The organism is Methyloligella solikamskensis (assembly GCF_042676065.1).
GTDB lineage: Bacteria > Pseudomonadota > Alphaproteobacteria > Rhizobiales > Methyloligellaceae > Methyloligella > Methyloligella solikamskensis.
In genome coordinates, this window is record NZ_JBHTJO010000001.1 from 2,140,571 (window position 1) to 2,165,761 (window position 25,191).

At 63.7% G+C, this 25,191-nt stretch carries 19 protein-coding genes, 2 tRNA genes and 2 pseudogenes; 6 read left to right on the forward strand and 17 right to left on the reverse strand.

Annotation, left to right across the window (positions count from 1 at the left end; translation table 11 throughout):
• Nucleotides 1-35: 35 nt before the first annotated feature.
• From tatB to ACFQ2F_RS10445, 9 genes and pseudogenes are all read right to left on the reverse strand, one after another.
• Nucleotides 36-722 (reverse strand): Sec-independent protein translocase protein TatB, encoded by a 687-nt coding sequence (gene tatB, locus ACFQ2F_RS10405; protein WP_379089566.1) that lies wholly within the window; start codon nt 720-722, stop codon nt 36-38.
• Nucleotides 723-1,048: 326 nt separating this feature from the next.
• Nucleotides 1,049-1,195, reverse strand: a pseudogene (gene tatA, locus ACFQ2F_RS10410) (twin-arginine translocase TatA/TatE family subunit); the annotation flags it as partial.
• 119 nt (nt 1,196-1,314) lie between these two features.
• A complete protein-coding gene (locus ACFQ2F_RS10415; protein WP_379090675.1) occupies nt 1,315-2,397 on the reverse strand; it encodes an ABC transporter ATP-binding protein in 1,083 nt (360 codons plus the stop codon).
• Nucleotides 2,398-2,482: 85 nt separating this feature from the next.
• Nucleotides 2,483-3,409, reverse strand: coding sequence for an SMC-Scp complex subunit ScpB (gene scpB, locus ACFQ2F_RS10420; RefSeq protein WP_379089568.1), 927 nt, complete (start codon nt 3,407-3,409; stop codon nt 2,483-2,485).
• A 22-nt stretch (nt 3,410-3,431) separates the two neighbouring features.
• Nucleotides 3,432-4,355 (reverse strand): segregation and condensation protein A, encoded by a 924-nt coding sequence (locus ACFQ2F_RS10425; protein ID WP_379089571.1) that lies wholly within the window; start codon nt 4,353-4,355, stop codon nt 3,432-3,434.
• 2 nt (nt 4,356-4,357) lie between these two features.
• Nucleotides 4,358-5,389, reverse strand: coding sequence for a beta-N-acetylhexosaminidase (gene nagZ, locus ACFQ2F_RS10430; protein WP_379089573.1), 1,032 nt, complete (start codon nt 5,387-5,389; stop codon nt 4,358-4,360).
• A 78-nt stretch (nt 5,390-5,467) separates the two neighbouring features.
• A complete protein-coding gene (locus tag ACFQ2F_RS10435) occupies nt 5,468-7,315 on the reverse strand; it encodes an SPOR domain-containing protein (protein ID WP_379089576.1) in 1,848 nt (615 codons plus the stop codon).
• 34 nt (nt 7,316-7,349) lie between these two features.
• The gene (gene argS, locus ACFQ2F_RS10440) at nt 7,350-9,107 is read right to left on the reverse strand and encodes an arginine--tRNA ligase (RefSeq protein WP_379089578.1); all 1,758 of its coding nucleotides are present in this window, start codon (nt 9,105-9,107) and stop codon (nt 7,350-7,352) included.
• A gap of 33 nt (nt 9,108-9,140) precedes the next feature.
• Nucleotides 9,141-10,343: a deoxyguanosinetriphosphate triphosphohydrolase gene (locus ACFQ2F_RS10445; protein ID WP_379090677.1), complete on the reverse strand. Its 1,203-nt coding sequence runs from the start codon at nt 10,341-10,343 to the stop codon at nt 9,141-9,143.
• A 155-nt stretch (nt 10,344-10,498) separates the two neighbouring features.
• Between ACFQ2F_RS10445 and erpA the strand changes: the two genes are divergently transcribed.
• On the forward strand, nt 10,499-10,831 hold the full coding sequence (gene erpA / locus ACFQ2F_RS10450) for an iron-sulfur cluster insertion protein ErpA (protein WP_379089581.1): 333 nt from the start codon (nt 10,499-10,501) through the stop codon (nt 10,829-10,831).
• A 254-nt stretch (nt 10,832-11,085) separates the two neighbouring features.
• Nucleotides 11,086-11,868: an exodeoxyribonuclease III gene (gene xth / locus ACFQ2F_RS10455; protein WP_379089584.1), complete on the forward strand. Its 783-nt coding sequence runs from the start codon at nt 11,086-11,088 to the stop codon at nt 11,866-11,868.
• 28 nt (nt 11,869-11,896) lie between these two features.
• Here xth and ACFQ2F_RS10460 read toward each other — a convergent pair whose 3' ends face one another.
• The 6 genes from ACFQ2F_RS10460 to ACFQ2F_RS10485 form a co-directional block, all read right to left on the reverse strand.
• Nucleotides 11,897-13,069: a tetratricopeptide repeat protein gene (locus tag ACFQ2F_RS10460; protein WP_379089586.1), complete on the reverse strand. Its 1,173-nt coding sequence runs from the start codon at nt 13,067-13,069 to the stop codon at nt 11,897-11,899.
• Nucleotides 13,062-14,786 (reverse strand): dihydroxy-acid dehydratase, encoded by a 1,725-nt coding sequence (gene ilvD / locus ACFQ2F_RS10465; protein WP_379089588.1) that lies wholly within the window; start codon nt 14,784-14,786, stop codon nt 13,062-13,064. The genes ACFQ2F_RS10460 and ilvD overlap by 8 nt, the downstream gene beginning before the upstream one ends.
• 305 nt (nt 14,787-15,091) lie before the next feature.
• A complete protein-coding gene (locus ACFQ2F_RS10470; protein WP_379090679.1) occupies nt 15,092-17,821 on the reverse strand; it encodes a valine--tRNA ligase in 2,730 nt (909 codons plus the stop codon).
• A 230-nt stretch (nt 17,822-18,051) separates the two neighbouring features.
• The gene (locus tag ACFQ2F_RS10475) at nt 18,052-19,083 is read right to left on the reverse strand and encodes a DUF2497 domain-containing protein (protein WP_379089590.1); all 1,032 of its coding nucleotides are present in this window, start codon (nt 19,081-19,083) and stop codon (nt 18,052-18,054) included.
• Nucleotides 19,084-19,228: 145 nt separating this feature from the next.
• Nucleotides 19,229-20,689, reverse strand: a complete 1,461-nt coding sequence (locus ACFQ2F_RS10480; protein ID WP_379089593.1) for a TolC family outer membrane protein — start codon at nt 20,687-20,689, stop codon at nt 19,229-19,231.
• Between the two features lie 165 nt (nt 20,690-20,854).
• On the reverse strand, nt 20,855-21,532 hold the full coding sequence (locus tag ACFQ2F_RS10485; RefSeq protein ID WP_379089595.1) for a protein-L-isoaspartate O-methyltransferase family protein: 678 nt from the start codon (nt 21,530-21,532) through the stop codon (nt 20,855-20,857).
• 184 nt (nt 21,533-21,716) lie between these two features.
• Between ACFQ2F_RS10485 and ACFQ2F_RS10490 the strand changes: the two genes are divergently transcribed.
• Nucleotides 21,717-21,790: transfer RNA gene (locus tag ACFQ2F_RS10490), tRNA-Cys, on the forward strand.
• 323 nt (nt 21,791-22,113) lie between these two features.
• Complete coding sequence (locus tag ACFQ2F_RS10495) at nt 22,114-22,806, forward strand: sulfotransferase family 2 domain-containing protein (protein WP_379089597.1); 693 nt, start codon at nt 22,114-22,116, stop codon at nt 22,804-22,806.
• 168 nt (nt 22,807-22,974) lie between these two features.
• Here the strand turns inward: ACFQ2F_RS10495 and ACFQ2F_RS10500 are convergent.
• Nucleotides 22,975-23,196 (reverse strand): annotated as a pseudogene (locus ACFQ2F_RS10500) (hypothetical protein); the annotation flags it as partial.
• A 209-nt stretch (nt 23,197-23,405) separates the two neighbouring features.
• Here ACFQ2F_RS10500 and ACFQ2F_RS10505 point away from each other — a divergent pair.
• Nucleotides 23,406-23,481 (forward strand) — tRNA-Asn (locus ACFQ2F_RS10505).
• Between the two features lie 44 nt (nt 23,482-23,525).
• Here the strand turns inward: ACFQ2F_RS10505 and msrB are convergent.
• A complete protein-coding gene (gene msrB / locus ACFQ2F_RS10510) occupies nt 23,526-24,014 on the reverse strand; it encodes a peptide-methionine (R)-S-oxide reductase MsrB (RefSeq protein ID WP_379089600.1) in 489 nt (162 codons plus the stop codon).
• Between the two features lie 192 nt (nt 24,015-24,206).
• On the opposite strand from msrB, the gene ACFQ2F_RS10515 reads away from it, so the two are divergent.
• Nucleotides 24,207-25,133, forward strand: a complete 927-nt coding sequence (locus ACFQ2F_RS10515; protein WP_379089602.1) for a lipid kinase — start codon at nt 24,207-24,209, stop codon at nt 25,131-25,133.
• Nucleotides 25,134-25,191: the final 58 nt, after the last annotated feature.

A 25,191-nucleotide genomic window follows, 5' to 3' on the forward strand; every position in this document is an offset into this window, starting at 1 on the left:
GCTGGCGTCGATATCGTCCTTGTCGTCGTCGGCGCTCACGAGGATTGCTCCTTCGTGGTGCTTTTGCCTGCGCCGCCTCTACCTGTGCCGCGGGGCTTGGCGGTCTTGGAGGCCGCGCGTTTGGAGGCACCGGTCTTGGGCGGGGCCTTGCCGGTCTGAGGCTTCGGCGTAGGGGTCGTCGACTTCGCAGTGGAGCGCGACGGACCGGTTTTTGATTTCGCGCGGGACGCCGTGGCGGATTTCGTTGCCGACGCCGATTTGGTTTTCGAGGTCGTGCTGCGCTTGGACGATGGGGCCTGGCTGGTCGCCGTCTTCGCGGTGCTCCGCTTTGTAGTGGTCTTTTTCGCTCCGCGTTTGGTCGACGGCTTGGGCGCCGGCGCCTGGACGCTGGTCGATTTGGGGGACGCAGCTGCTGCAGCTTCGCCAGTTCTCTTGGCCTGATTCTGGGGATGCGCCCTGGCCTCTTCCGGGACGGGCAGCATGGGCGGGCCCTTCACGCGCTCCGGCGTCTCGACGGCTTCCTGATAGCGGCGCTGCATCTCCTCCAGCTCCGCATCGCTGATGGCCTCGTCGAACTGGCGCTGGAAGTCGGAGGCCATGCGGCGAACCTTGCCGGCATAGGTGCCGAAGGTGCGCATCAAGCGCGGCAGGTCTTTCGGTCCGACCACCAGGATGGCCACCACCGCGATGACCAGAAGCTCCATCCAGCCGATGTCGAACATGAGTGCTGTCTTATTCGTTCACTGCGCAGGAGCGCGCCGTGCTGCGCCCGGAGATGAGATCAACCGGAATTGCGGCTGGAGCCGCTGGAGGACTTCCGGGCTGTCGTCTTGCGGGTCGTGGTTTTGCTGGCCGTGCTTTTCTTCGCGCTCGTGCCGCTGCGGCTGGAGGTCTTGCGCGCGGCCGGCTTGGACGCCGCCTTGGCCGTGGAACGGCGCGCAGGCGTCTTCTTGGCAGGCTTCGGCGCGGGCGGCGGCTCGACCGGCTGATGCTCGATGGTCTGGGTCTCAGCCTTTGAGATTTCGCGGGCCGGCGTGTGTTCGTCGTCGGTCGCCTCGTCGTCCTCGGCGAGGCCCTTCTTAAAGCTCTTGATGCCCTTGGCGACGTCTCCCATGAGGTCGGAAATCTTGTTCCGCCCGAAGAGGAGGATAAACACAACCAAGACGATAAGAATGTGAGACCAGCTTAGTCCCATGAAAAGCCTCTCGATTTAGCGGCGCGAGCCATGCCAGGGAAATTTGAAACACTATGGCAGGAAAGAGGTTCTGGCCGCAAGCAGGGTGCGCGATATAGCCACTGATAACCGCCTCATCTTCACGCCGGGAAAATCAGCGGCGCGGTCTCGCCCATCGCCAGCCCCACCTCGGTTCCGGGCGGCGGAACCGGGCCGGACGGACGCACGAAGACGGGACGTTCCACCCCGGCGACGGCAAGCTCCACCAGCAGCACATCGCCCAGAAAGCGGCTCTCCACCACGCTGGCCGGGGTCCCCTCACCTGCCGGCACCACATTCAGGTCGCGCTGGCGGATGCAGACCAGCACCTCCGTCTCGTCCGCGAGCTCCTTTGCTTCGAAGCTGCCGAAGGGTGTCTCCGCCTTGCCCGAGGCGACCCGCGACGGGATCTCGTTCAGATCGGAGAAGAAGCGCGCGGCGAAGATTTCTGACGGCGCCGAATAGAGCTCTTCCGCCGAGCCCACTTGGACCAGCCGTCCACCCCGCATCAGGGCGATGCGGTCTCCCATGCGCATGGCCTCCTCGCTGTCATGGGTGACGACGATGGCGGTGGCTTTCGTCTCGTGAAGAATGGCGAGGGTGTCGTCGCGCATCTGATCCCGCAGGCGGGAATCGAGACCGGAGAACGGCTCGTCCATCAGGAGCACCCCGGGCCTGGGGGCGATGGCGCGGGCCAGCGCCACCCGCTGCTGCTCACCGCCGGACAGAATGTGCGGGTATCGGTTTGCGTATGAGGCAAGGCCGACCCGCTCCAGGGCCAGAAGCCCCTCGCGCTTGGCTTCGGTGCGACCGAGATCGCGCAAGCCATAGGCGACGTTCTGCAGGACGGTGAGATGGGGAAACAGCGCGTAGTCCTGAAACATCAGGCCGATGCCGCGCTTCTCCGGCAGCACGAAGCGGTTGGGGCCGGCGACCTCCTCTCCGTCGAGGAGCACGCGGCCGCTGGTCGGGCGCTCCACGCCCGCGGCGATGCGCAGAAGCGTTGTCTTGCCGCAGCCGGAGGGACCCAGCAGGCAGAGAATCTCGCCGGCCGGAATATCGAGGCTGATGTCGTGGAGCGCGCAGGCATCGCCGAATTCGCGCCGGACATTTTCGAAGCTGAGCGGCTTGGCGAAGCTGACGCCGGCTTTCGGCACGATGGTGCCGCGGGCGTTTCGGCTCAGCTCGCCGTTCTCCCGGCGAAGGGTACGGCGCGGCGCTTTCAGGAACTCAAACACATCGACCCGACTGCCAACCGCCTCCGGTCAGTCAGCCGCTCCCATCCCGCTCCGGATCGGTCTCGTCCGCCTCGTCAGCGGTCTCGGAGTCGTCCTCGGCCATCGCCTCGGATTCAGGCTTAGTCTCTTCCGACCCGGCTTCTGCCGTGGCTTCGGTCTCCGCTTCTGCGGTGACCTCATCGACCTCGTCCGCGTCCTCAACGTCGGGTGCTGCGGCGTCGAACTCGTCGATCTCCTCGTCGTCTTCCAGGGGATCCTCGTCTTCGCTCAGCTCGGCCGCGTCGTTGGGCGACGGCATGGCGAAACCGGGCGGCAGGCTGGAATCGAGGAGCCCGGCTCCCTTCAGCTCGGCGAGACCGGGCAAATCCTCGATGCAGTCGAAGCCGAAATGCTCCAGGAAATACGGCGTCGTGCCATAGGTCACCGGACGGCCCGGCGCGCGGCGGCGGCCACGCAGCTTGATCCAGCCCGTCTCCAGCAGCACGTCGAGGGTGCCCTTGGAGATGCTGACGCCGCGGATCTCCTCGATCTCGGCACGGGTGACCGGCTGGTGATAGGCGATGATGGCAAGCGTCTCCAAGGCGGCGCGGGACAGGCGGCGCTGCTCCACGGGTTCGCGCTCAAGCAGGAAGCCCAGGTCTTCGGCCGTGCGGAAGGCCCATTTGCCGGCGACGCGCACCAGGTTCACGCCACGGCCGGCATAAAGCCCCTGCAGCTCTTCGAGCAGTGCTGCGACATCCTCATCGGCATTGAAGTGACGGCCGAGGGTCTTCTCGTCCAGAGGCTCGCTCGCGGCGAACAGCAACGCCTCCACGATACGCAGCTTCTCGCGCCGGTCGGCGGAGGGAAGCGACGTCACATTGGAGGGGAACGGGAGAGGCAAGCCCAGCTCGGGCCGGCCGGCATCGTGTTCCTCTTCTTCCACCTTGGCGGCTCTTTCCAGGTTTTTGACTGTCATCCGCGACCTCGTTCTTGTGTTCCTATAGCGTTTCTTCGGCAGTCCTGTGGCGGTCCGGCTCTTCGTCCTCACGGCGGCGCACCAGGAGCGGCGCGAACACCTTGGACTGGCGGAGCTCCACGGCCCCTTCCCGCGCCATCTCCAAGCTGGCATTGAGCCCGCTGGCGAGCGCCGTGCGCCGCACCTCCGGGTCGACCAGGAATTCGGCGAAGAGATCGTTGAGCGGCGCCCAGTCCACGGACATGCCGAGCAGGCGTTCCAGCTCGCTGCGGGCTTCCTTGATGGACCAAACGGTGCGCTTCTTCACCTCGAAGCTGCGCACGGAGTTGCGCTGGCGCTGCTGAGCGTAGGCCTTCAGCAGGTCGTAGACATTGGCGTCGTAGATCTGGCGGCGCTGGACGCGGATCGGCTCGGGATCGCCCCGCCGGAAGATATCGCGGCCCAGGCGCTTGCGGTTCATGAGCGTCGCGGCGGCCTCGCGCATGGCATCGAGACGCTTCAGCCGGAACTGCAGCATCAGGGCCATCTCCTCGCCGGAGGGTCCCTCCTCGTCATCCTCCTCGTCGGGCAGCAGGAGCTTCGACTTGATGAAGGTGAGCCAGGCGGCCATGACGAGATAGTCGGCGGCAAGCTCCAGCCGCAGCTTCCCGGCATCCTCGATGAAGCCGAGATATTGCTGGGCGAGCGCCAGGACAGAGATCTTGGACAGATCCACCTTCTGGGTGCGCGCCAGGGCGAGCAGCAGATCGAGGGGACCCTCGAAGCCTTCCACGTCGACGACCAGCGCCTCGTTGGGATCGCTCTCCCGCGGGGGATCGTCGTCCCAGCTTGCGAAATCGGGATCGGCGGAGGCGGTCGCCTTGGACGGTTCGGCCTGCTCCGCCTCGGCGTCGGAGTTTCCGTTCTCCTGGGGAGTCTCGTCTTGCGGTGTTTCGTCTTCAGCCATGGCTACCCCTCCGCCCAGACGATGGGGGTGCCCTCGACCTGGGCGAGCATGGCGAGCGCCTCTTCGTGGTCGAAGGGATCCGGTGCATGGAGTGCGGCTATGGCGCGGTCGAAGCGGGCTTTGGACTCGCCGATCAGCGCCGGCACGGCCTCCGCGACGTCTTCCATCTCGGAGAGCTTGCCGCTGCAGTGAAGCGCGACATCGCATCCGGCGGCGATCGCGCCCGCCGCCTTCTCGCGCATGGTGCCAGAAAGCGCCTTCATGCCGAGGTCGTCACACATCACGAGTCCTTCGAGGCCGATGGTCTTCCGAATCACTTCTCCCATTATAACGGGCGAGATGCTGGCTGGCCGGTCGGAATCGAAAACGGGCAGAAGCACATGGGCGGTCATGGCAAGCGGCGCATTCTTCAGAGCCTGGAACGGCTTGAAGTCGACGGCCTCCAGCTCTTCGGTACTCGCCTCGATCTTCGGCAAGGATAGATGGCTGTCGGCCTCGGCCCGGCCGTGGCCCGGCACATGCTTGATGACGGGCAGCACGCCGCCGGCGAGATAGCCGTCCATGACGGCACGGCCGAGAATAGCGATGGTTTCGGGGTCGGTGCCGTAGGCCCGATCCCCGATGATCTCATGGGCTCCCGGCTGGGGCACATCGAGAACCGGCGCGCAGTTGGTGTTGATGCCAAGGCCATGGAGCTGATGGGCGATGAGACGCGCGCCATAGAAGGCGGCGCGTTTCCCGGTCTCCGCATCCTTGGCGTAGAGGTCGCCATAGGCGCGGGCCGTGGGCATCTGGGGCCAGGCCGGCGGCTTCAGCCGCTGCACCCTGCCCCCTTCCTGATCGATCAGGATGAGGACCTCGTCGGCGCCCACGGCATGCTTGAAGCTGTCGGTGAGCGACCGGATCTGCTCCGGCGTCTCGCAATTGCGGGCGAAGAGGATCAGGCCGCAGGGACGGCTGCGCCCGAAAAAGCTTTTCTCGGCCTCGGTCAGCTCCGGGCCTGAGCAGCTTGCGATAAAGGCTTGAAATGCCATCTAAGCGGGCTATCCGGGGCGGCTCACCCCGTCAAGCCCGCTTATTGACTGCATCCACTGCTTTGGGGGCAGCGGGTCTTACTGTGCCATCACCAGGCAGTCGTTGAGCCCTTGCGACTTCAACTGACCGCAGAGCTGGGAGGCATCGGCCTGGCTGTTCATGGGACCGACCTGGAGACGGTACCAGACGCCCTTGTCGCCGAGATTCACGCGGCTGACCATCGGCCGATAGTTGGCGAGCAGAGTCGGATATTTCTGCTGCATATCGGCGAAGGCGGCGAGCGCCGAGGTCTGGTCCTTCTTGGAGGCGACCTGGACCACGTATTTCTGGTTGGTGGCCGGCGCGGGTGCCGCTTCCGGCTGTGCCTGGGGCTCGATGGAGGCCGTGGTGGTCGGCTCCGACTGAGCGCCCGCCGCATCGGCGTTCGCGGTCGCCTGGCCACCATCGACGGAGCCATCCGGACGGACCGTCAGGGTCTTGACCTTGCGCGGACCGGAATCGGGATCGGCGGAGGCCGTGGCTCCGGTGTTGCCACCGTTGGCGGCCAGCTCCGGCATGTCAGGCATATCGGTCTGGGCCGGCATGTTCGGCAGGGCCAGCTCTTCCTGGCGCGGCACGAGGCGATCGGCCTCGGGCTGGTCGCCATTCTCCAGCCGGTCGTAGATCAGCTTGTTCTTGTGGGGGAACTCCTTGCCGCCGGGCTGGTCAGGCGCTTCCTTGACCGGAGTGTTCTCCGCCGTGATCAGGGGCGGCTCGCCGGACAGACCGCCGCCACTCTGCTTGTAGGCAAAGGCCAGCGCACCGCCCAGGGCGATGGCGCCGAGCACGGCGCCGCCCAGCATGATGCCGCTGCGGCGGCCCATATATTTGGAAAGAATGCCCGCCTTCACCGCACCGCCGGTGCCCATGAAGTCGGCGTCGGCCTGAGGCTCGGCGTCGGCGTTCTGGTAGTCCTCACCCGGCTGGCCATAGGTCAGCGGGATCTCCGGTGCACCGTCGTAAGCGGCCTCGTAGGTCTGAACGGACTGATTGGGATCCTGGGCCGCATACTCGCCGTCGGGATACTGTCCCTCGCCATAATAGGCGTTCGGGTCATACGAGTTCGGATCTTGGGGCTGCTCGGCGTAGCTCTGATCGCCATAAGCCTGACCGTTGCTATAAGCGGCCTGCTCCTGCTCGGCAGCGTATCCTTCGGCCGGCGCATAAGCGTCGTAGCCTTGGGTATCGTAACCTTGGGCGTCATAGCCCTGCTGGTCGTAGCCCTGAGCGGCCTCGTCGCCATAAGCCTCGAAGCTCTGCTCGACCGGCGGCTGCTCGGCGTATTCCGCCGCTTCTTCCATGCCGAGATCCAGGGGCTCGTCCTCGACGGCACCGGCATCCTGATAGGCGCCGCTCTGATAGGCCTGCTGAGGAGCCTGGCCGTACTCGGCGCCCTGATAATCCTGCTCCTGGTAGGGCTGCTGGCCGTAAGCCTGCTCGTCATAGCCCTGCTGGTCGTAGGACTGCTCGGCATAGGCGCCTTCAGAATACCCTTCGGCCACGTAGCCACCCTCTTCCTGGTAGTAGCCTTGCGGAGTCTCGTAGCCTTCCTGAGCCGGATACCCCTGGCCTTCCTGACCGGGATAGCTCTGGGGATCGGCGTAGCCCTGATTGTGATGAGCGTATTGCTCACCCTGATAGGCGCCGCCTTGCGCGGTCTCGTCGTAGGTGTAATCCGCAGGCGCCGGCTGGGTCTCGTAACCCTGATCCTGGGGATAGGCCTGCTCGGGCGCGCGGGTCACCGGCGTATAAGACGGCATGCGCGCGAACATGGTCGAGCCGGCGGCAAGTCCGGTGGCCGCTCGCGGACGCGGCGCGGGGCGCTGCCCCTGCTGACCGTGTGCGGCGTTTCCAGGCCGACCAGCCTGCTGATCCTTGATAGACATGGCTACTCCCCTCGAACCCCTCCGATTGGTGGGTTCAGTGCAACTCTTCAACCGGTGTGACGCCGAGAATGCCCAGTCCAGACGACAAAATACGCTTGACAGCTGACACAAGCGCAACACGAGAATTCGTCAAATCTGGGTCGTTTTGGTGAATAAAACGTAATTGTGGCGAGTCTTTGCCTCGATTCCATAGGCTATGGAAGTCACTCGCAAGGTCATGCAGGTAGAACGCAATGCGGTGCGGTTCATGGGCAGAAGCGGCCTGCTGCACGATCCGCGGGTAGTCCGCCATCCGGCGAATCAGAGTCAGCTCTGCTTCGTCGTTCAACAGATCTATCGCGGCCTGCCCCAACGCATCGCCCCCTGGATCCAACGCGGGAAAGACCTCCCGCACATTACGCAACACCGAACACGCCCGGGCATGGGCGTACTGAACATAGAACACCGGGTTGTCTCTCGACTGCTCCGTGACTTTCGCGAAGTCGAAGTCGAGAGGCGCGTCGTTCTTCCGAAACAACATCATGAAACGAACGGGGCCTGAGCCCACCTCGTCCACGACGTCCCTCAGAGTTACGAACGTCCCGGCGCGTTTAGACATCTTTACAGGCGTCCCAGACCGAAACAAGCGAACCAGCTGACAAAGCTTAATATCGAGATCGACCTCTTCGCCGAGCAAAGCTTTGAGGGCCGCTTTCATGCGCTTTACATGGCCCGAGTGGTCGGCGCCCCAGACGTCGATCATGGTGTTAAAGCCGCGTCTGAACTTCTCCCGGTGATAGGCCACGTCGGAAGCAAAATATGTCGGCGAGCCGTCGGATTTCAGGAGCGCCCGGTCGAGATCGTCGCCGAACTCGGTGGAGCGGAAGAGGAGCTGCTCCCGGTCTTCCCACTCCTCGTCGACCTGGCCCTTCGGGGGCGGCAGCCGGCCTTCATACACAACCCCCTTCTCCGTGAGGTCGGCGATGGTCTCCATCACGAGGTTCTCACCTTCGAGCATGGAGCGCTCGGAGAAAAACACGTCGTGGCTGATACCTAGCTGGGCGAGATCATCCTTGATGAGAGCCAGCATGGCGTCGACGGCTTCGAGCTTGACCGTCGGAAGCCAGTCCGATTCGTCGGCTTTCAACAGCTTATCCCCATATTTCGCCGCCAGAGCAGCGCCGAGGGGCTTGAGATAGTCGCCCGGATACAGGCCTTCAGGGATTTCGCCGATGTCTTCGCCGAGCGCCTCGCGGTAGCGCAGGTAAGCGGACCGGCCGAGCACGTCGATCTGGGCGCCCGCGTCGTTGACGTAGTATTCGCACGTCACGTCGTGGCCGGTGAACGAAAGCAGGTTGGCGAGCGCATCGCCGAACACCGCGCCCCGGCAATGGCCAACATGCATGGGGCCGGTCGGGTTGGCGGAGACGTACTCAACGTTGACCATCTGGCCGGCGCCTGTGTCGCTCGCTCCGAACGCCTCCCCTTCCTTCAGGACGGCGCGCACCACGCGCGGCCAGAAGCTCTGCTTCAGGGTGAGGTTGAGGAAGCCTGGTCCGGCGATCTCGACGCTCTCCACATCCTCATGGGCTTCGATCAACGGCAGAAGCTTCTCGGCCAGATCCCGCGGCTTCGCCTTGGCGGGCTTCGCCAGCACCATGGCGGCATTGGTGGCGAGGTCGCCATGACCCGCCTCGCGGGGCGGCTCCATGGTGATAGCGCCAAGCTTGGCGTCGGCGGGCACAATGCCGTTGTCCTGAAGCTTGGCGACGGCGTTCAGGACCGCGTCGTGAAAGGGAGCAAAGACATCCATGGTCGAAAATCCGAAAAGTGAAGCGGCGCGCCCCTAGCGCAAGTCTGGGGTCACGTCAAACAGCCGGGCATGCTCGGCGAGCGCATAGCGGTCGGTCATGCCGGCGATGAAATCGCAGATATGGCGGGCATAGGCGGGCGAGCCGCGATCCGGCGCCTGGTCGCTCCAGTTGGGCGGCAAGGCGCTGGCGTCGTCGTTATAGCGCTGGAAGAGATCGGCGACCACCTGCTCGGCTCGTCGCATGATCGCCATGACGCGGTCGTGGCGATAGACGCGCTCGGTGAGGAAATGCCGAAGCGTATCGAGCTCGGCGGTCATCTCTTCTGAGAAGGCAGCGGTCGGACGGCCGGCGAAGCGGATGGCGTCGGCATCTTTCGGTACCAGCGCTTCGAGCCGCTTGCAGGTCTCGATGCGCGCATCGTTGATCATCCGGGTGATCAGTCTGCGGTTCAGCTCGTTCAGGAGCCGCGGGGTCTCGAGGCCCGGATAGCGCCATTGCAGCTCATCGAGGATCACGCCGACCAGGGGCACCTCCCCCAGCTCCTCGAATGCGAAGCAGCCGAAGCGGTAGCCGTCATCCACGTCGTGATTGTTGTAGGCGATGTCGTCGGCAAGGCTGGCGAGTTGGGATTCCAGATAGGCGTAGGTGCCGAGCTCCAGATCATGCTTGGCGTTGTAATTGAGGACCGGTGCGGGCACCTCGTCCTCTTCCGCCTCCGGCCCCTCCAGCGGACCGTTATGCTTCACCAGCCCTTCGAGGGTCTCCCAGGTGAGGTTCAGCCCGTCGAAGCCGGCATACTTCTGCTCAAGCTCGGTGACGACGCGCAGGCTCTGCGCGTTGTGATCGAAGCCCCCCGCCCCTTGCATGGCCCGGTCGAGCGCCCGCTCTCCGGCATGGCCGAAGGGCGAATGGCCGAGGTCGTGGGCCAGCGCGACCGCCTCCGTCAAATCCTCATCCAGGGCGAGGCTGCGGGCCATGGAGCGGGCGATCTGGGCCACCTCCAAGCTGTGGGTCAGCCTTGTGCGGTAGTGATCGCCCTCGTGATAGATGAAGACCTGGGTCTTGTGGGTGAGCCGCCGGAAGGCTGTCGCATGGACGATCCGGTCCCGGTCTCGCTGAAACGGCGAGCGCGTCGCGCTTTTCGGCTCCGGCTCGTAGCGCCCGCGACTTTTCGCCGGATCTACAGCGAAGGCTGCGCGACCAAAAGCCTGGGTCACAGCGCCCGGATCTTGGATTTTCAGGTGGTCAGTCAGCGTCTCGAACGGCCCGTCAGCGATTGACAAGCCGGGCCGTACCCCTATCTCTCTGGTATGGTATTGAGGCGACAGGCTTTCAGCCTTTCGCACGACTGCACTTGAACTCTCTCAATCGCGGACAGACCTACCTTAGGATGACTGAAGCGTCCATCACCATAAGCGACAGCGCCGTTCAGCGGATCAACGAGATCCTGAAGGCGGAATCCCAAGACACCGTGCTCCGGGTCACCGTCGAGGGCGGCGGCTGCTCGGGCTTCCAGTACCGGTTCGACCTCGTGAAGGAACGCGAGGACGACGATATCGATATCGGGCGCGACGGCGCGCGGGTGATCATCGATCCCATGTCGGTGCCCTTCGTGGAGGGGAGCGAGATCGACTTCGTGGACGATCTGATCGGCGCCCATTTCAAGGTCAACAATCCCAACGCCACCGCGTCCTGCGGCTGCGGCACCAGCTTCTCGCTTTAGACGCTGGCTGCGGTGCAGCCCGGCTCGACGCATTCTGCCGTCATCCCTGCGCAAGCAGGGATCCAGTAACCCCTGTCTTCCACGATATTGAGCGCCGGGGTTACTGGATTGCCCGGTCAAGCCGGGCAATGACAAGTGAGAGTAAGGCGAAGCCGATTCCGGCCATCCACGTCTTGCCTGACGTCCAGAAAATCGTGGATGCCCGGCACAAGGCCGGGCCATGACGTCCTGCTTAATGGTAGGACAATCGTCCCATGAAAATCGCGACCTGGAACATCAACGGCATCAAGGCCCGGATCGACACGCTGCTGACCTGGCTGAAGGACGCCTCCCCCGACATCGCCTGCCTGCAGGAGATCAAATGCGTGGACGAGGCCTTCCCTTCCGAGCTGTTCGAGGAGCTCGGCTATAACGTCGCCGTGCATGGCCAGAAGGGCTTCAACGGCGTCGCCCTGCTCTCAAAGCTTCCCTTCGACGAGGCGACGCCCCGGCTTGCCGGCGACGATGAGGACGAGCAGGCCCGCTATCTGGAGGCCGTCGTCTCGGTGCCCTCTGGCGTGGTGCGGATCGCCAATCTCTATCTGCCCAACGGCAATCCGGCGGACGGGCCGAAATACGATTACAAGCTCGCCTGGATGGACCGGCTGAAGGCGCGCGCGGCGGAGCTCCTCACCTATGAGGAGCCGATGGTCATGGCGGGCGACTACAATGTCATCCCCATGCCCGACGACGTCTACAATCCGGCGGCCTGGGTGGACGATGCGCTGTTCAAACCGGAGACACGCGCGCGCTTTCGCAGCCTGCTCAATCTCGGCCTGACGGACGCTTTCCGCGCCTGCCACGACGAGGCGCATCAATATACGTTCTGGGATTATCAGGCCGGCGCCTGGCAGAAGAACCGCGGTTTGCGGATCGATCATCTGCTGCTGTCGCCCCAGGCCGCAGACCTATTGCGGTCCTGCGAGATCGATACCGCGCCCCGCGGCTGGGAGAAGCCGTCGGATCACGTGCCGATCTGGATCGAGCTTTCGGTCTAAAGGTTCGGTTCGCTTGGAGCGGCTTGCCCTATTGGAGGCCGGCCCCGACGCTACCGCTGAAGCCCATGGAAACGCCCATGGCGTTCGCTCCGCCGGTCATGTCCGACGGCATGACGGGCGCTGCCGCTTCGGCAGAAACCGGCATGCTGTTCTCATCGGCTTCCGCATTCAGCCCCTGGAGGCTGATGATCGGCTCGCCGATCCCTTCGGGCGCGACAATGGCATCGCCGGAAATCGTCTGAGCAGACAGGGCGGGATCCTCTTCGAGGTCCGAGCCGCCGCCTACGCCGCCCAGGATGAAGCCTCCGATGCGCGATCCGATTGAGCGATCCTCGGCCATCTCTTCGTGCTGCTCGTGCGCGGGCACGATGGCGACCCGGGGGCCACCCCAGCGCGGGGTCGTCGCTTCGACCGCCTGGCGTGTCTCGTCGTCGATATCGCTGAAGGCCTCAGCGTAGAGATCCTTGATCCACTCCGGCTCGGTGCCGGAGGTGACGGCGTTGTGGTGCGCGAGCGCGATCAGGGCCAGGCCGCGCACATAGCGGCTGCTCCCCTTCTCGCTCCGCCACAGCATCTCGCCCAGCATTGCCTGGGATTCAGGATGCTGCTTGCGGGCCGCCATGGCGAGCCAGTTGGCGCCGAGGCGCAGATTGCGCTTCACGCCGTTGCCGGCGAGGTAAAGCTGAGCGAGCTCGTACTGGGCTTCGGCATCGCCGAAATAGCTGGCCGCATGACCGAACAGATCGGCGGCGCGCTTCGGATTGGCCTGCAGCCCGATCTGCGGAATGCCTGCGAGCTGATAGCGGCCGAGGGCCACGAAGGCGTCGGCGACGTATTTCGCCACCGGGCTCCGAGGCCGGATCTCGGCATAGGTGTCGGCGATCTGCCGGTAATAGGTGAAGGCCTGGGCATCGTCCTTCGGCACGGGACCGCCCTTGGCGTAAAGCTCGGCCAGGCGAAGCTGCGCGCCCAGCACGCCGCGATCGGCGGCGAAGCGAAGCGCCGGCAGGCCCTTTTCGATGGCGCCCGACTGAACGGCGGACACGCCTTCGCGATAGGCGGCGGTGGCAGAGGAAAACACGCCGGCCGCCACGGCATCGGCCGTGTTGCTCCGCTGGGCGGGAGTCTCCGCCGGCGCCGGGTTCAGCCAGAAGGCAAGGACGCCGGCCGCGGCTGTGACCAGAGCCACTCGGCTAGACATCTGCATAGCAGTTCACTTCCGCTTTGCCGCCGGGATGGGTCACCGCGCCGTCACGGGCGGGCCCCACCTGCTCGGCATATTTCCAGATCGCACCGGACCCGAATTTGGGCGCCGGCTCTTTCCAGTCCTTCTTGCGTTCTTCGAGTTCGGCCTCGGAGAGCTCGTGGTCGAGAATCCCCTTCTCCGCGTCGAGAGTGATCATGTCGCCATCGCGGATCAGGGCGATGGGGCCACAGACCGCCGCTTCTGGGCCGACATGGCCCACGCAGAAGCCACGGGTGGCACCGGAGAAGCGTCCGTCGGTGATCAGCGCGACCTTGTCGCCCATGCCCTGGCCGTAGAGCGCTGCCGTGGTGGCGAGCATCTCGCGCATGCCGGGGCCGCCCTTGGGGCCTTCGTAGCGGATGACGAGAACTTCGCCCTCTTTGTATTCCTTCTTGCTGACGGCCGCGAAGGCGTCCTCCTCGCAGTCGAAGCAGCGGGCGGGGCCGCGGAATTTCTGATTGGCCAGGCCGGCGACCTTCACGATGCCGCCTTCGGGCGCGAGGCTGCCGCGCAGCTCGACAACGCCACCGGTCTTGGAGATCGGCTTGTTGGCCGGGTAGACGACGTCCTGATCCGGATTCCACTCAACGCGGGCCATGTTCTCGTCGATGGTGCGGCCGGTGACGGTCAGGCAGTCGCCATGCATGAAGCCGTGCTCCAGCAGGGTCTTCATGACGAGCGGGATGCCGCCAGCCTCGAACAGATCCTTGGCGACGTAGCGGCCGCCCGGCTTCAGATCGGCGATGTAAGGCGTCTTGCGGAAGATCTCGGCGACGTCGAACAGGTCGAACTCGATGCCGCATTCATTGGCGATGGCCGGCAGATGCAGCGCCGCGTTGGTAGAGCCGCCGGAGGCCGCAACGACCGCCGCAGCGTTCTCAAGCGCCTTGCGGGTCACGATGTCCCGGGGGCGGATATTCATGGCGATGAGATCCATCACCTTGGCGCCAGCCGTGTGGCAGAAGCTGTCGCGCATGGCGTAAGGCGCAGGCGCGCCGGCCGAGTACGGCAGCGCCAGACCGATGGCCTCGGAGACCATGGCCATGGTGTTGGCGGTGAACTGGGCGCCGCAGGCGCCGGCGGACGGACATGCGACCTCTTCCAGCGCCTGCAGATCCTCGTCGGACATGTTGCCGACGGAGTGCTGACCGACCGCCTCGAAGACGTCCTGAACCGTGACGGGTTTGCCCTTGAAGGTGCCGGGCAGGATCGAGCCGCCATAGATGAAGATGGACGGCACGTTGAGGCGGACCATGGCCATCATCATGCCGGGCAGAGACTTGTCGCAGCCGGCCATGCCGACCAGCGCGTCATAGCAATGGCCGCGCATGGTGAGCTCAACAGAATCGGCGATCACCTCGCGGGACGGCAGCGAGGATTTCATGCCCTGGTGGCCCATGGCGATGCCGTCGGTGACGGTGATGGTGCAGAATTCGCGCGGGGTCCCTTGGGCGGACGAGACGCCCTGCTTCACGGCCTGAGCCTGGCGCATCAGCGAGATGTTGCACGGGGCGGCTTCGTTCCAGCAGGTCGCCACGCCCACGAAGGGCTGATGGATCTGCTTACCCGACAGACCCATGGCGTAATAATAGGAACGATGCGGAGCCCGGCTGGGCCCCTCCGTCACATGCCGGCTCGGCAGGCGCGACTTATCGAAGGTTTTAGCGTCCATTCCTCGGCGTCCGATGGGAGCGTCCCCAATGATCCCGAAAAGATGGCGGCAGAAGGGCCTGCCATCATTTTCCCCAACCTCACTCAACTGGCCTCAAGACCCGGTTTTTGAACCGGGCGAGCCGCCTTCCAGGCACCCCAATACACCTGGTACGGCTTCTTTCCTGTTAAGGTCAGCGGGTATCAATGTTTTATGGCGCAAAGGAGGCGTAAATGCCTCACTTTGTTGCGCATTTGGCACAGTCTAACAAGATTCCGGCAAGTGCTCGGAAAGGCGCCAAACAGGTGCCTAAAGCGCGGTCGGGCCTAAAGGACGGTCTGGAGCCGGTCGAGGGCCTGATTCAGGCGGGCAACGGTGGCTTCCGCATCGGATTTCCGCTCGCGCTGCTCCTCGACCACGTGCTCCGGGGCACGGGAGACGAACTTCTCGTTGGCGAGCTTGGCGTCGAGCTGGCCGATTTCCTTGGAGACCTTCTCGATCTCCTTCTTGAGCCGGGCCGATTCCGCCTCGACATCGATGACGCCAGCAAGCGGCAGGGCGAGAATCGCCTCGTCCAGCACGATCTGGAGCGCGCCCTTGGGCGCCTCGCCGGTCTCGATGCTCTCAAGGCGGGCCAGCCGCTTCAAGGTCTCGTCGTGCCGGGCGAGCCGGGCTTCCGATTCGGCGCCTGCACCGGAGACGATGAGCGGCACGCGGGCGCCCGCCGGGACATTCATCTCGGCGCGAACGGAGCGGACTTCCGTGACAAAGCGGATGACCCAGTCGATTTCCGCATCGGCGTCAGCATTCTCGAGCCCCTCATGCTTCGGCCAGGGGCTCAGCATGAGGACCTGCTCCCTGCCCTCGGCGTCTGCCGCCATCTTGGCCCAGAGCTCTTCGGTGACGAAGGGCATGAAGGGGTGCAGCAGCTTCAGGGCGCGGTCGAGCACGAAGCCGGCCATGGCGCGGGTCTCGCGCTTGGCATCCTCGTCGTCGCCCATGAGGACCGGCTTGATCAGTTCCAGATACCAATCGCAGAAGATGTGCCACAGGAAGTGGTAGATGGCGCCGGCGGCGTCGTTGAAGCGGAAATTCTCCAGCGACTCGGTGACCTTGGCCGCGGCGCGTTCACTCTCTCCCGCAATCCAGCGATTGACGGTGAGCTCGGCACTCTTCGGATCGAAGCCTTCGACGGGCGCGCATTCGTTCATTTGGGCGAAGCGCGCGGCGTTCCAAAGCTTGGTGGCGAAGTTCCGATAGCCCTCGACCCGGGCGGTGGAGAGTTTGATGTCCCGGCCCTGGGCCTCCATGGCCGCGAGTGTGAACCGCAACGCGTCTGCGCCATATTGCTCAATCAAATCAAGGGGATCGATGACATTCCCCTTGGATTTCGACATCTTCTGGCCCTTCTCGTCGCGGACCAGGGCGTGGATGTAGACCCGGTGGAACGGGACCTCCTCCATGAAGTGGAGGCCCAGCATCATCATGCGGGCGATCCAGAAGAAGATGATGTCGAAGCCGGTGACCAGGACGGACGTCGGGTAGTAGCGCTTCAGCGCATCGGTCTCGTCTGGCCAGCCCAGGGTCGAGAACGGCCAGAGCCCGGAGGAGAACCACGTGTCGAGGACGTCTTCGTCCTGGGACACCGCGGTCGCCTCGCCATAATGGGCTTTCGCCTTCTCTTTCGCTTCCGCCTCGTCGGTGGCGACGAAGACCGTGCCGTCGGGTCCGTACCAGGCAGGGATCTGATGGCCCCACCAGAGCTGGCGGGAGATGCACCAGGGCTGGATGTTCTCCATCCAGTGGAAATAGGTGTTCTCCCAGTTCTTCGGGGTGAATCCGGTCTGGCCGTTGCGGACGGCCGCGATGGCAGGTTTCGCTAGCGTCTTGGCGTCGACATACCACTGGTCGGTCAGGAAGGGCTCGATGACGACGCCGGAGCGGTCGCCGTGGGGAACGGCGTGTCGGTTGTCTTCGATGTCCGCCAAGAGTCCCCGCTCGTCCATCATGGCGACGACGGCTTTCCGCGCTGCGAAGCGGTCCTGGCCGTGCAATTCCTGAGTCGTCTGAATCAGTTCCGGACTCTCGCTGACATCGCGGGTGAAGTCCTCGTTGCCCTCAAGAACCATGTTTCCCTCGACATCGAGGATGCTGATCATGGGCAGATCGTGACGCTTGCCGACCTCAAAGTCGTTGAAGTCGTGGGCGGGGGTGATCTTCACCGCGCCGGAGCCCTTCTCGGGATCAGAATACTCGTCCGCGACGATGGGAATGCGGCGGCCGACCAGAGGCAGGATGACGTTCTTGCCGATCAGATCGGTGTAGCGCTCGTCCTCCGGGTGAACGGCGACGGCCGTGTCGCCCAGCATGGTCTCAGGCCGGGTCGTGGCGACGACGATGTAGGTGGACGGGTCCTCGGCATCGAACGTGACGCCTTCCAGCGGATAGCGGAAATGCCAGAGATGGCCGTTGATCTCGACCTGCTCGACCTCGAGATCGGAGATGGCGGTGAGGAGCTTGGGATCCCAATTGACCAGGCGCTTGTCCTTGTAGATCAGCCCGGCCTCGTACAGCTCGACGAAGACCTTGCGAACGGCCTCCGACAGGCCGTCATCCATGGTGAAACGCTCGCGGGTCCAGTCGCAGGAGCAGCCGAGGCGCTTCAGCTGGGACAGGATCTTGCCGCCGGACTCTTCCTTCCATTGCCAGACGCGCTCGACGAACTTCTCGCGTCCCAGGCTGCGGCGGTCCGGCTCCTGATGCTCCATGAGCTGGCGCTCGACGACCATCTGGGTGGCGATGCCCGCATGGTCCATGCCGGGCTGCCAGAGCACGTCCTTGCCCCGCATGCGCTCGAACCTGACCAGGATGTCCTGAAGCGTGTTGTTCAGGGCGTGGCCCATATGGAGAGAGCCAGTGACGTTGGGCGGTGGAATGACGATGGAATAGGCTTGGCCGCCATCGCTCCCAGCTCCGGCCGAGAAGGCGTCCGCCTCTTCCCAGGCACGGAAGATCGCCTCTTCGAGGGAAGCGGGCTGGTAGGTCTTGTCGAGCATGGCGCCGGAAACTCTCGTGTCAGTCGCCGGCGCCATCGGCCGCCAGCTGGTTCGCTTTCAAATTGGGAGGTCTGAATAGAGCGGAAGGGAGCGCAAGCACAAGGGGGGCGACAAAATGGGCTGCGGCACTGCAGATGCAGTGTCACCCAGACGCACAAGCGTGCTGGCTGCTTTAGGTGTGCCTGGCTGGAGGGCGCGTTAGCGGGCCGGGCCTCGCGCCCGGCCGATCGCTAGTTTCGGTGCGGCTCAGCTTCGGGCTTGGCTTCCGCCTGTAGCTCCTCGTGGAGCGCTTCCTGAAGCAGCCGGTCCATATTCTGGTCGAGCCACTCGCGAAGCATCGGCCGAAGCATGGCCTTCACCGTCTCTTCCAGAGGACCGCCGGCGGCGACATAGCCGAAATCGGCCGTATCGCGATGCTGGCCGGCGCCGTTGCGGCGCTCCGCGGCATGGGCGCCAAGGAAGGCGGCGGCGTTCTCGGCGATGGTCTCGTCATCCTCAGGATCGACGTAGACTTCCTCGGACTCCAGATCGGTGTCGTCATCCTCGGCAGCCGCTTCCTGAAGGGCCGACTCAAGAGACGGCTCATGTGAAGCTTCTTCCGCCGGGAACGGCGTCTCGCTCGGGCCAGTGGCTTCTTCGGGCTGCTCCGGTACGGCGGCTTGCGGCGCGTCCGTCTGCGGCTCTTCGACTGGCGCCTCTTGGCCCTTCTCTTGGTCGGCGCGGGCCTGATCGCCCTTCAGGGCGGCGATGGCGGCTTCGAGCGCGGATGTCTCGCGCACTATGGCCTCGCCGGTGTCGGCCGGCTCTTCCTCTTCCTGGAAGGGGAAGCTCACATCTTCCGCCAGCTCAAGAGGCTCGTCTTCCGCCGCCGGCTCTTCGGCAGCAGGCTGTTCGGGAGACGGAAACTCCTGTGCAGCAGATTCTTGGGGCTGTTCGGGCTCGCTGGCGCTCAGATCGCCAAGCTCGAGGATCTCGTCCTCTTCGGCGGAAGCGCCCTCTTCCGGCTCCATCATGATGGTGAGCTCTTCGACGGGCTCGTCAGCGGAATCGGCATCGGCGGCGGGTGTACTTTCCGGCGCAGCCTCAGCCGTCTGATCTTCCGCCATCCCAGGCTGGGCCTGCGCGGCAGGAGCGTTGTCCTGATCCGCCTCGGCAGCCATCGCGTCCGGGGCGTCGTTGTTCTCTTCTTCGGAGATAATGCGCCGGATGGACGCCAGAATCTCCTCCATGGTGGGTTCTGGAGCCCGGTCGGTACTGCTCATAACTCAAACCTCTTGCCGCAATTCAAAACTCGCCTCGCCCACAAGCGAGACTGCTCTACCCCCAAGCGTGCGGAGCTTAACATAGGCTTAACGTACAAGTCTCGGATTGGTTGGCAGACCCTTGGCTCCGCCTATGGTTAACGGCCTATTCGTCAGGCAGAGGCGGCGACGGAGGCCGCAGGCCGAACCACTTGTTCTTCACCGTATCATAGTGCTCGAAGGGGTCGTAATAGGGCACGTTAAGGGCGAGAGTTTGAGCATCCATGCGCCCGACAGCGGCATAGAGCGAATACTCGGCCACCACGCGGTCGCGAATGGCCGTCACCAGGTTGATCTGGGATTCCAGATATTCGAGCTGGGCATTCAAAACATCGAGGGTCGTGCGCTGACCGACCTGGGCCTCCTCGCGCACGCCGGCGAGCGCGATTCTGTTGGCGCGGACGGCGGATTCGGCGGAGCGGATCGTGGCGCTCGTCGACTGGAGCACGCCCCAGGACGAGATCACATCGGCATGGACGGCGAGCCGCGCCTCCTCGACCAGCTTCTTCAGCCGGTGATTGTCTTCCTTAGCCTGACGGATGCGGGCCGCAACGCCGCCGCCCTGATAGAGCGGAACGGTGACCCGGCCGGTGACCGTGGTCGCCTCCTGCTCGTCCAGCTGGGACGAGGTGTCGTAATCCTTCTGATAGCCCGCCTCCAGGCTGACCTGGGGCAGAAGCTCGCCGGTGATCTGGTTGACCACGTAGAGGGAGGCCTCTTCCAGATAGACGGCGTTTAGGATCTGCGGATTTTCGCCGTCCCCCAGGGTCTTGGCCTGGCTCAGGGTGCGCGGCAGCAGATGCATGATCGAGGTCGGCTTGGCGAGGCTGCGCGGCGGATGGCCGATGATCTGCTCGTATGTGGCGCGGCTCGACTTCAGATTGGCCTGGGCAACGCTCAGGGTGGAGAGCGCGTCGGCCCGGCGGGCCTCGGCCTGGGCCACGTCGGTGCGGGTCACCTCGCCGACATCGAACCGGTCGCGGGTCTGCTTCAGCTGCTCCGTGAGCACGTTGACGTTGTTCTCGCGCAGGCGGATGACCGCCTCGTCGCGCACCACATCGACATAGGCGATCGTGGCCTGGAGCAGCACCTGCTGCTCGGCATAGCGCAAGGCTTCGCGCGCCGCCTGAATGCCGGACTTGGCCTGGCGGATGGCGTTGACGTTCTGGAAGCCGGCGAAAATGGTCTGGCTGAGGGTCACGCCCATGCTGAAGGGCCGCGTCACCCCGTCTGTGGAAAACGTGGTGAAGTCGACGCCCGTCCCCGTGCCGTCGGAAATGCCCGTCCCGACGCCGGTCGGCCCGTTGCTGTTCTGATTGATGTAGCTCTTGGACGCGTTGCCGAGGATCTGGGGCCGCAGGTTCGATTTCGCGATCGGCAAATTCTCGTCGGACGAGCGCAAGGCCGCGCGCTCGGCGTTCAGCGTCGGATTGACGAGATAAGCGTTGGCCAGCGCCTGCTGTAGGGACTCGGCATAGGCCGGCCCACTCGTCAGCAGCGCACCGCCTAGCGCGACCGCCAGCGGCCCAGCCTGCCTAAGAGCAGCGTAGGCTTTAGAAATACGCAAACCAATTCCCTGCATATGAGACGGCCCCTTGCCTCATGCCGTGTCCCAATATAGGGGAGCGCGGCGCAATTAGACATACTCTGACTCGTTCAGAAGTCCAAATTTCCGAAAAACATCAGCACCCTGTGTGAAGGGAGCAACAGCGATGCATGTATGGGTTGAACTCTAGAAGTCGAACACGGCTTCGCGTGCGAATCCCGGCAGCGGCTTGGCGCCGGCGGAGAATTGCGGCAGCGCCGCCAGCTCTCCATCGGTCTTCACAAAGAGGAAGACCGTCCCCTGCACACCATTCGACACGACCCCGACTATTCGTCCCCCTTCTTTCACCTGCTCTTCCAAGGCAGTTGGAATGGACGGTACGCTACCATCCAGAAGTATCAGGTCATAGGGGCCCTCTGACGCAGCACCATCGGTGAGCGGCCCGTGCACAACTCGCGCATTGGTTACGTCTAATGCCTTGAGATTGCTCGTCGCCTGGGCGGCGAGCGCATCGTCCGATTCCAGGCCGACGACCTCGCCTGCGAGCGCCGAAACCACGGCAACCGAATAACCGCTGACGCAGCCGACGACCAGCACGCGCTCGGTCTCGTCAGGCTCGGATGTTTGGATCATGCGCGCCAGCACCATAGGCGGCACCAGATAGCGCGGCATCTCGTCGGATCCGGAATCGACGGGCACGGCCCCATCCATATAGGCCAACGCCTGGCTGGCCTTGCCAACGAAGCGCTCCCTGGGGAGGCTCTCCATGGCGGCGATCAACCGGCGGTCGTTCACGCCGGAGGGCCTAAGCTGGGATTCCACCATCGTCTCGCGGGCCGCCTCGAAATCGATCCCCCGAGACATCGCGGAGCCTGCGGGCTCCTTCGCATGATTGATTCGATTTTCTTGCGGCATGGGACGGACTTTAGCGGCGGGCTTACGATTTGGCGATGATTTTGCGCTAGGGAAGCGAAGGCTTGTTGACGCAATCAAACGCGACACTTAGTAACGCCGTGCAGGGCGATCCCATCGCTCTTTCCATATCTGAGGCCACGTGGCGGAGTGGTGACGCAACGGACTGCAAATCCGTGTACCCCGGTTCGATTCCGGGCGTGGCCTCCATTTCCTTTTCAAGGGGTTAGCACCTTTCAGAGTGTGCCGAGCGGGTCCGTGTCTTACGCCCCGTTTTAGAGGTAACGTTCCCCCTTCCCCACCTTTTCGAGTTTGGCCATGGCGGCAATCGCCAGCTCGTCAGCGCGCGCCGGATAGCGATTAGAGTCCCCTCCGACGAATGCGGCCCGCAGTAGACAAAGCGTAAGCCCGGCGAGAAAGGCTCGCCTCACTAGCAGTCTCGATTGTATGGATATGGGCGCGAGCGCTCCCTATGGTGTCCCAATCACCATGAGCGCTCCGCTGGGGGTTAATTCGCGATTGCTGAGGGCGTTATGCAGAAAAGCTTCTTCCTGCACATTCCAAAATGTGCCGGCATGTCCGTGTGGACCACGCTTTGGGACATCCATGGATTTAACAACGTCTTCCAGATCGGCACGCACCAGCAATTCGACGAGTTCAAGACCATGCCGATGGCCCGCAAGGACGCGCTCGGTGCGTTTGGCGGTCATGGGTTTCTGAACGAGATCCTGCAATACACAGGTGACATCTCCGACCGGTACAAGTTCACCACCTTCCGCGATCCCGTCGACCGGGTGGTGTCGGAATACCACTTCACCAGATCCTGCGAGAAGCATTTCCGCTACGACGAAATCCAGACCATGGATATTGTCGAATTTGCTGAGTTGCCGGACCTCCGGAACCTGCAGACCCGCCTCTTAACTGGGGCGGAAGACCCTGATGCCGCAATCGAGATGCTAGGTTTCTTTGACGACTGGTGTCTGATGGAGAACCTGGACCAGCTTCTCGCAAGGCTTCGTAGGAAAATCGATGGCTCGGAAGCCGACACACCTCATGCCAACAAGGCAAAGCGTCCCGCTCTGCTCGACAGCAATGTCAGGGAGAAGATTGCCGCCGCCAATGAGGCGGATATTGCGTTTTTCGAAAAGCTGAAGCGCTGCCGTCCTAAAAGCCAAAGGCGGCGCCTCTGGTTCGGAAGTCTTCTATCCCCTACCCGCTTCTTATAGCCAGGTGCAGCAAGCCTGAGCCGGTTCGATTCCGGGCGTGGCCTCCATTTCCCGATCCCAGAAAATCTAGCGCGTTTCCGCCGGCTCTTTCTTGAGGCGCGCCGAGCCCGTGCCCGCACTTTTCGTGGCACCATCAGCGGCGTTCGCCTTGCGTGCCGCCTTCTCCTCCTTCCGGCGATGCCACCAGACGACGAGCTGGCGCCGCCAGCGTCGGACCATGGGAATGTCGACGGAAAGAACAAGCAGGCCTAAGGGAATCATCCAGAAGCCGAGGATCGGCAGGAATCCCAGAATTCCGCAGATCACGAGCAGAACGCCGATGGTTATGCGCAGGATGCGCGATCCCGGCAGATGGATGTGACGCTCTCCGAACCGAACTTTTTTGGCCATTGGCGGGTTTTCGCGCTCCGGGCTAAACGTTGAAAATCGCAGGCGACAAGCGCAGGTAAGCGGCGTGATGCCTGCTTTCAATTGCCCAGGCAGAATGGCCGAAGCGGTTTCTTCGTTCCGGAAATGCGTAAAAGCCTTTAAAGGCCAATCCGGTTTTGCTATGACGCCCCACGCGCGTCGCGCCGATGACGGTTTGCGACGCGCCCTGCTCCCCGGTAGCTCAGTTGGTAGAGCAAGCGGCTGTTAACCGCTGGGTCGCTGGTTCGAGTCCGGCCCGGGGAGCCAATTTTCTCTCAGAACAATCGAATTCGGATCGGCGCGAGCGCGCCTTACGCCGCCTCGAAGGTGAGCGCTACGCCGTTGATGCAGTAGCGCAAGCCCGTGGGCTTCGGCCCGTCGTTGAAGACGTGGCCCAGATGGCCACCGCAGCGGCTGCAATGGACTTCCTGACGGACCATGCCCAGGGAGGTGTCCCGGGCCTGCTCGACCTTGCCTTCGATGGGCGCCCAGAAGCTCGGCCAGCCGGTGCCGCTTTCGAACTTGGTTTTCGATGAGAACAGCGGCTGATTGCAGCCGGCACAGTGGAAGGTGCCCGCGCGCTTCTCCTTGTTCAGGGGGCTGGTGAAGGGACGCTCGGTCCCCTCCTCACGCAGGATGTAATACTGCGCAGGCGTCAGCCGCTCTTTCCATTCGGCCGGTGTGTAGGTCACCTCGAACTTTCCGGCCTTTGCGGCAGTTTCCTGTGGGGCCAGCACGCGGAGCCCCGCCAGGCCAGCGATCGAAAGGACTCCGATTCCGAGTTGTCGTCTGTTGATCATCGGCCTTTCCTTTTCCGGCATCGTCTGTAGAAACGCGACACGCTTCTTTGAGGGTAAGATGGGGATGGAACTCGGGGCGCTTCAAATCAACTTCAGCGCACAGGCGTTCACGACAAGGTTATGCGTGCGCCGACCTGGTCTTGCTCCCGTTCCCGGCCACACGCGGCCTCAGCCCCACCGGACTGGAATTTCATGCGCCTGCTCATTCTGATCAATCCCAACGCCAACCGCGGTGAAGAGGCGATGCCTCATCTCAAGGACCGGTTCGGCGGAGAGCCGGACGCGAGGCTTATCGAGGCCGAGAGTCCCGAGGACATGCTGGAATCGCTGAAGACCTACGGGCCCGAGGCGGACCGCATCATAATCGGCGGCGGCGACGGGACGATCTCCGCGGCCCTCCCCACCCTGATGGAGCTGAAGAAGCCCTTAGGCATCCTGCCCTTGGGCACGGCCAACGATTTCGTGCGGACCTTGAGCATTCCCGAGGATCCGGCCCAGGCGGCGGAAATCGCGCTGGGTGAGCGCACTCATCACATCGATGTTGGGATGGTGAACGGCAATCCCTTCCTCAACGTGGCAAGCGTCGGCGTTGCCACGAAGGTGAGCGAGCTGCAGACGAAGGATCTGAAGCGGCACTTGCGGGTGCTGAGCTATGCGGTGAGCTTCCGGGAGGCGATCCGCGATGCGAAACCCTTTTATGTCTCCATCGAGGTGGACGAGAAATCCTATTGGAGCGGCATGGTCCATCAGGTGAGCGTCGCCAACGGCCGCTTCCACGGCGGCGGCCTCGTGGTCTCGGAAGACGCAGCGATCGACGACGGGAAGCTGAATTTCTATGTGGTGCGGCCCGGCACTTTTCTGGAGCTTGTGGCCTGCGTTGCGAGCCTGAGGTTCGGCCTTGGGGGCGAGTTGGAAGCCTTGAAGCGGCAGGCTGCCAAGACCGTGCGTCTGAAGACGACCCGGCCCAAACATATAAACGTGGATGGTGATGTTCGCAGCGAGACGCCGGCCGAATTTTCAGTCGTCCGAAAAGCTCTCGAAGTGGCGATCCCCAAGGAGCTTCCGGCCAATCAGCGCGGTCTTGTCGATGCAGATGCGGACCGTCAAAGTGACGACTAGGCCAGCGCTTTCTGCGAAGCACTGGCCCCTATTCTGGAACTTCCCGCAGAACGCGGTT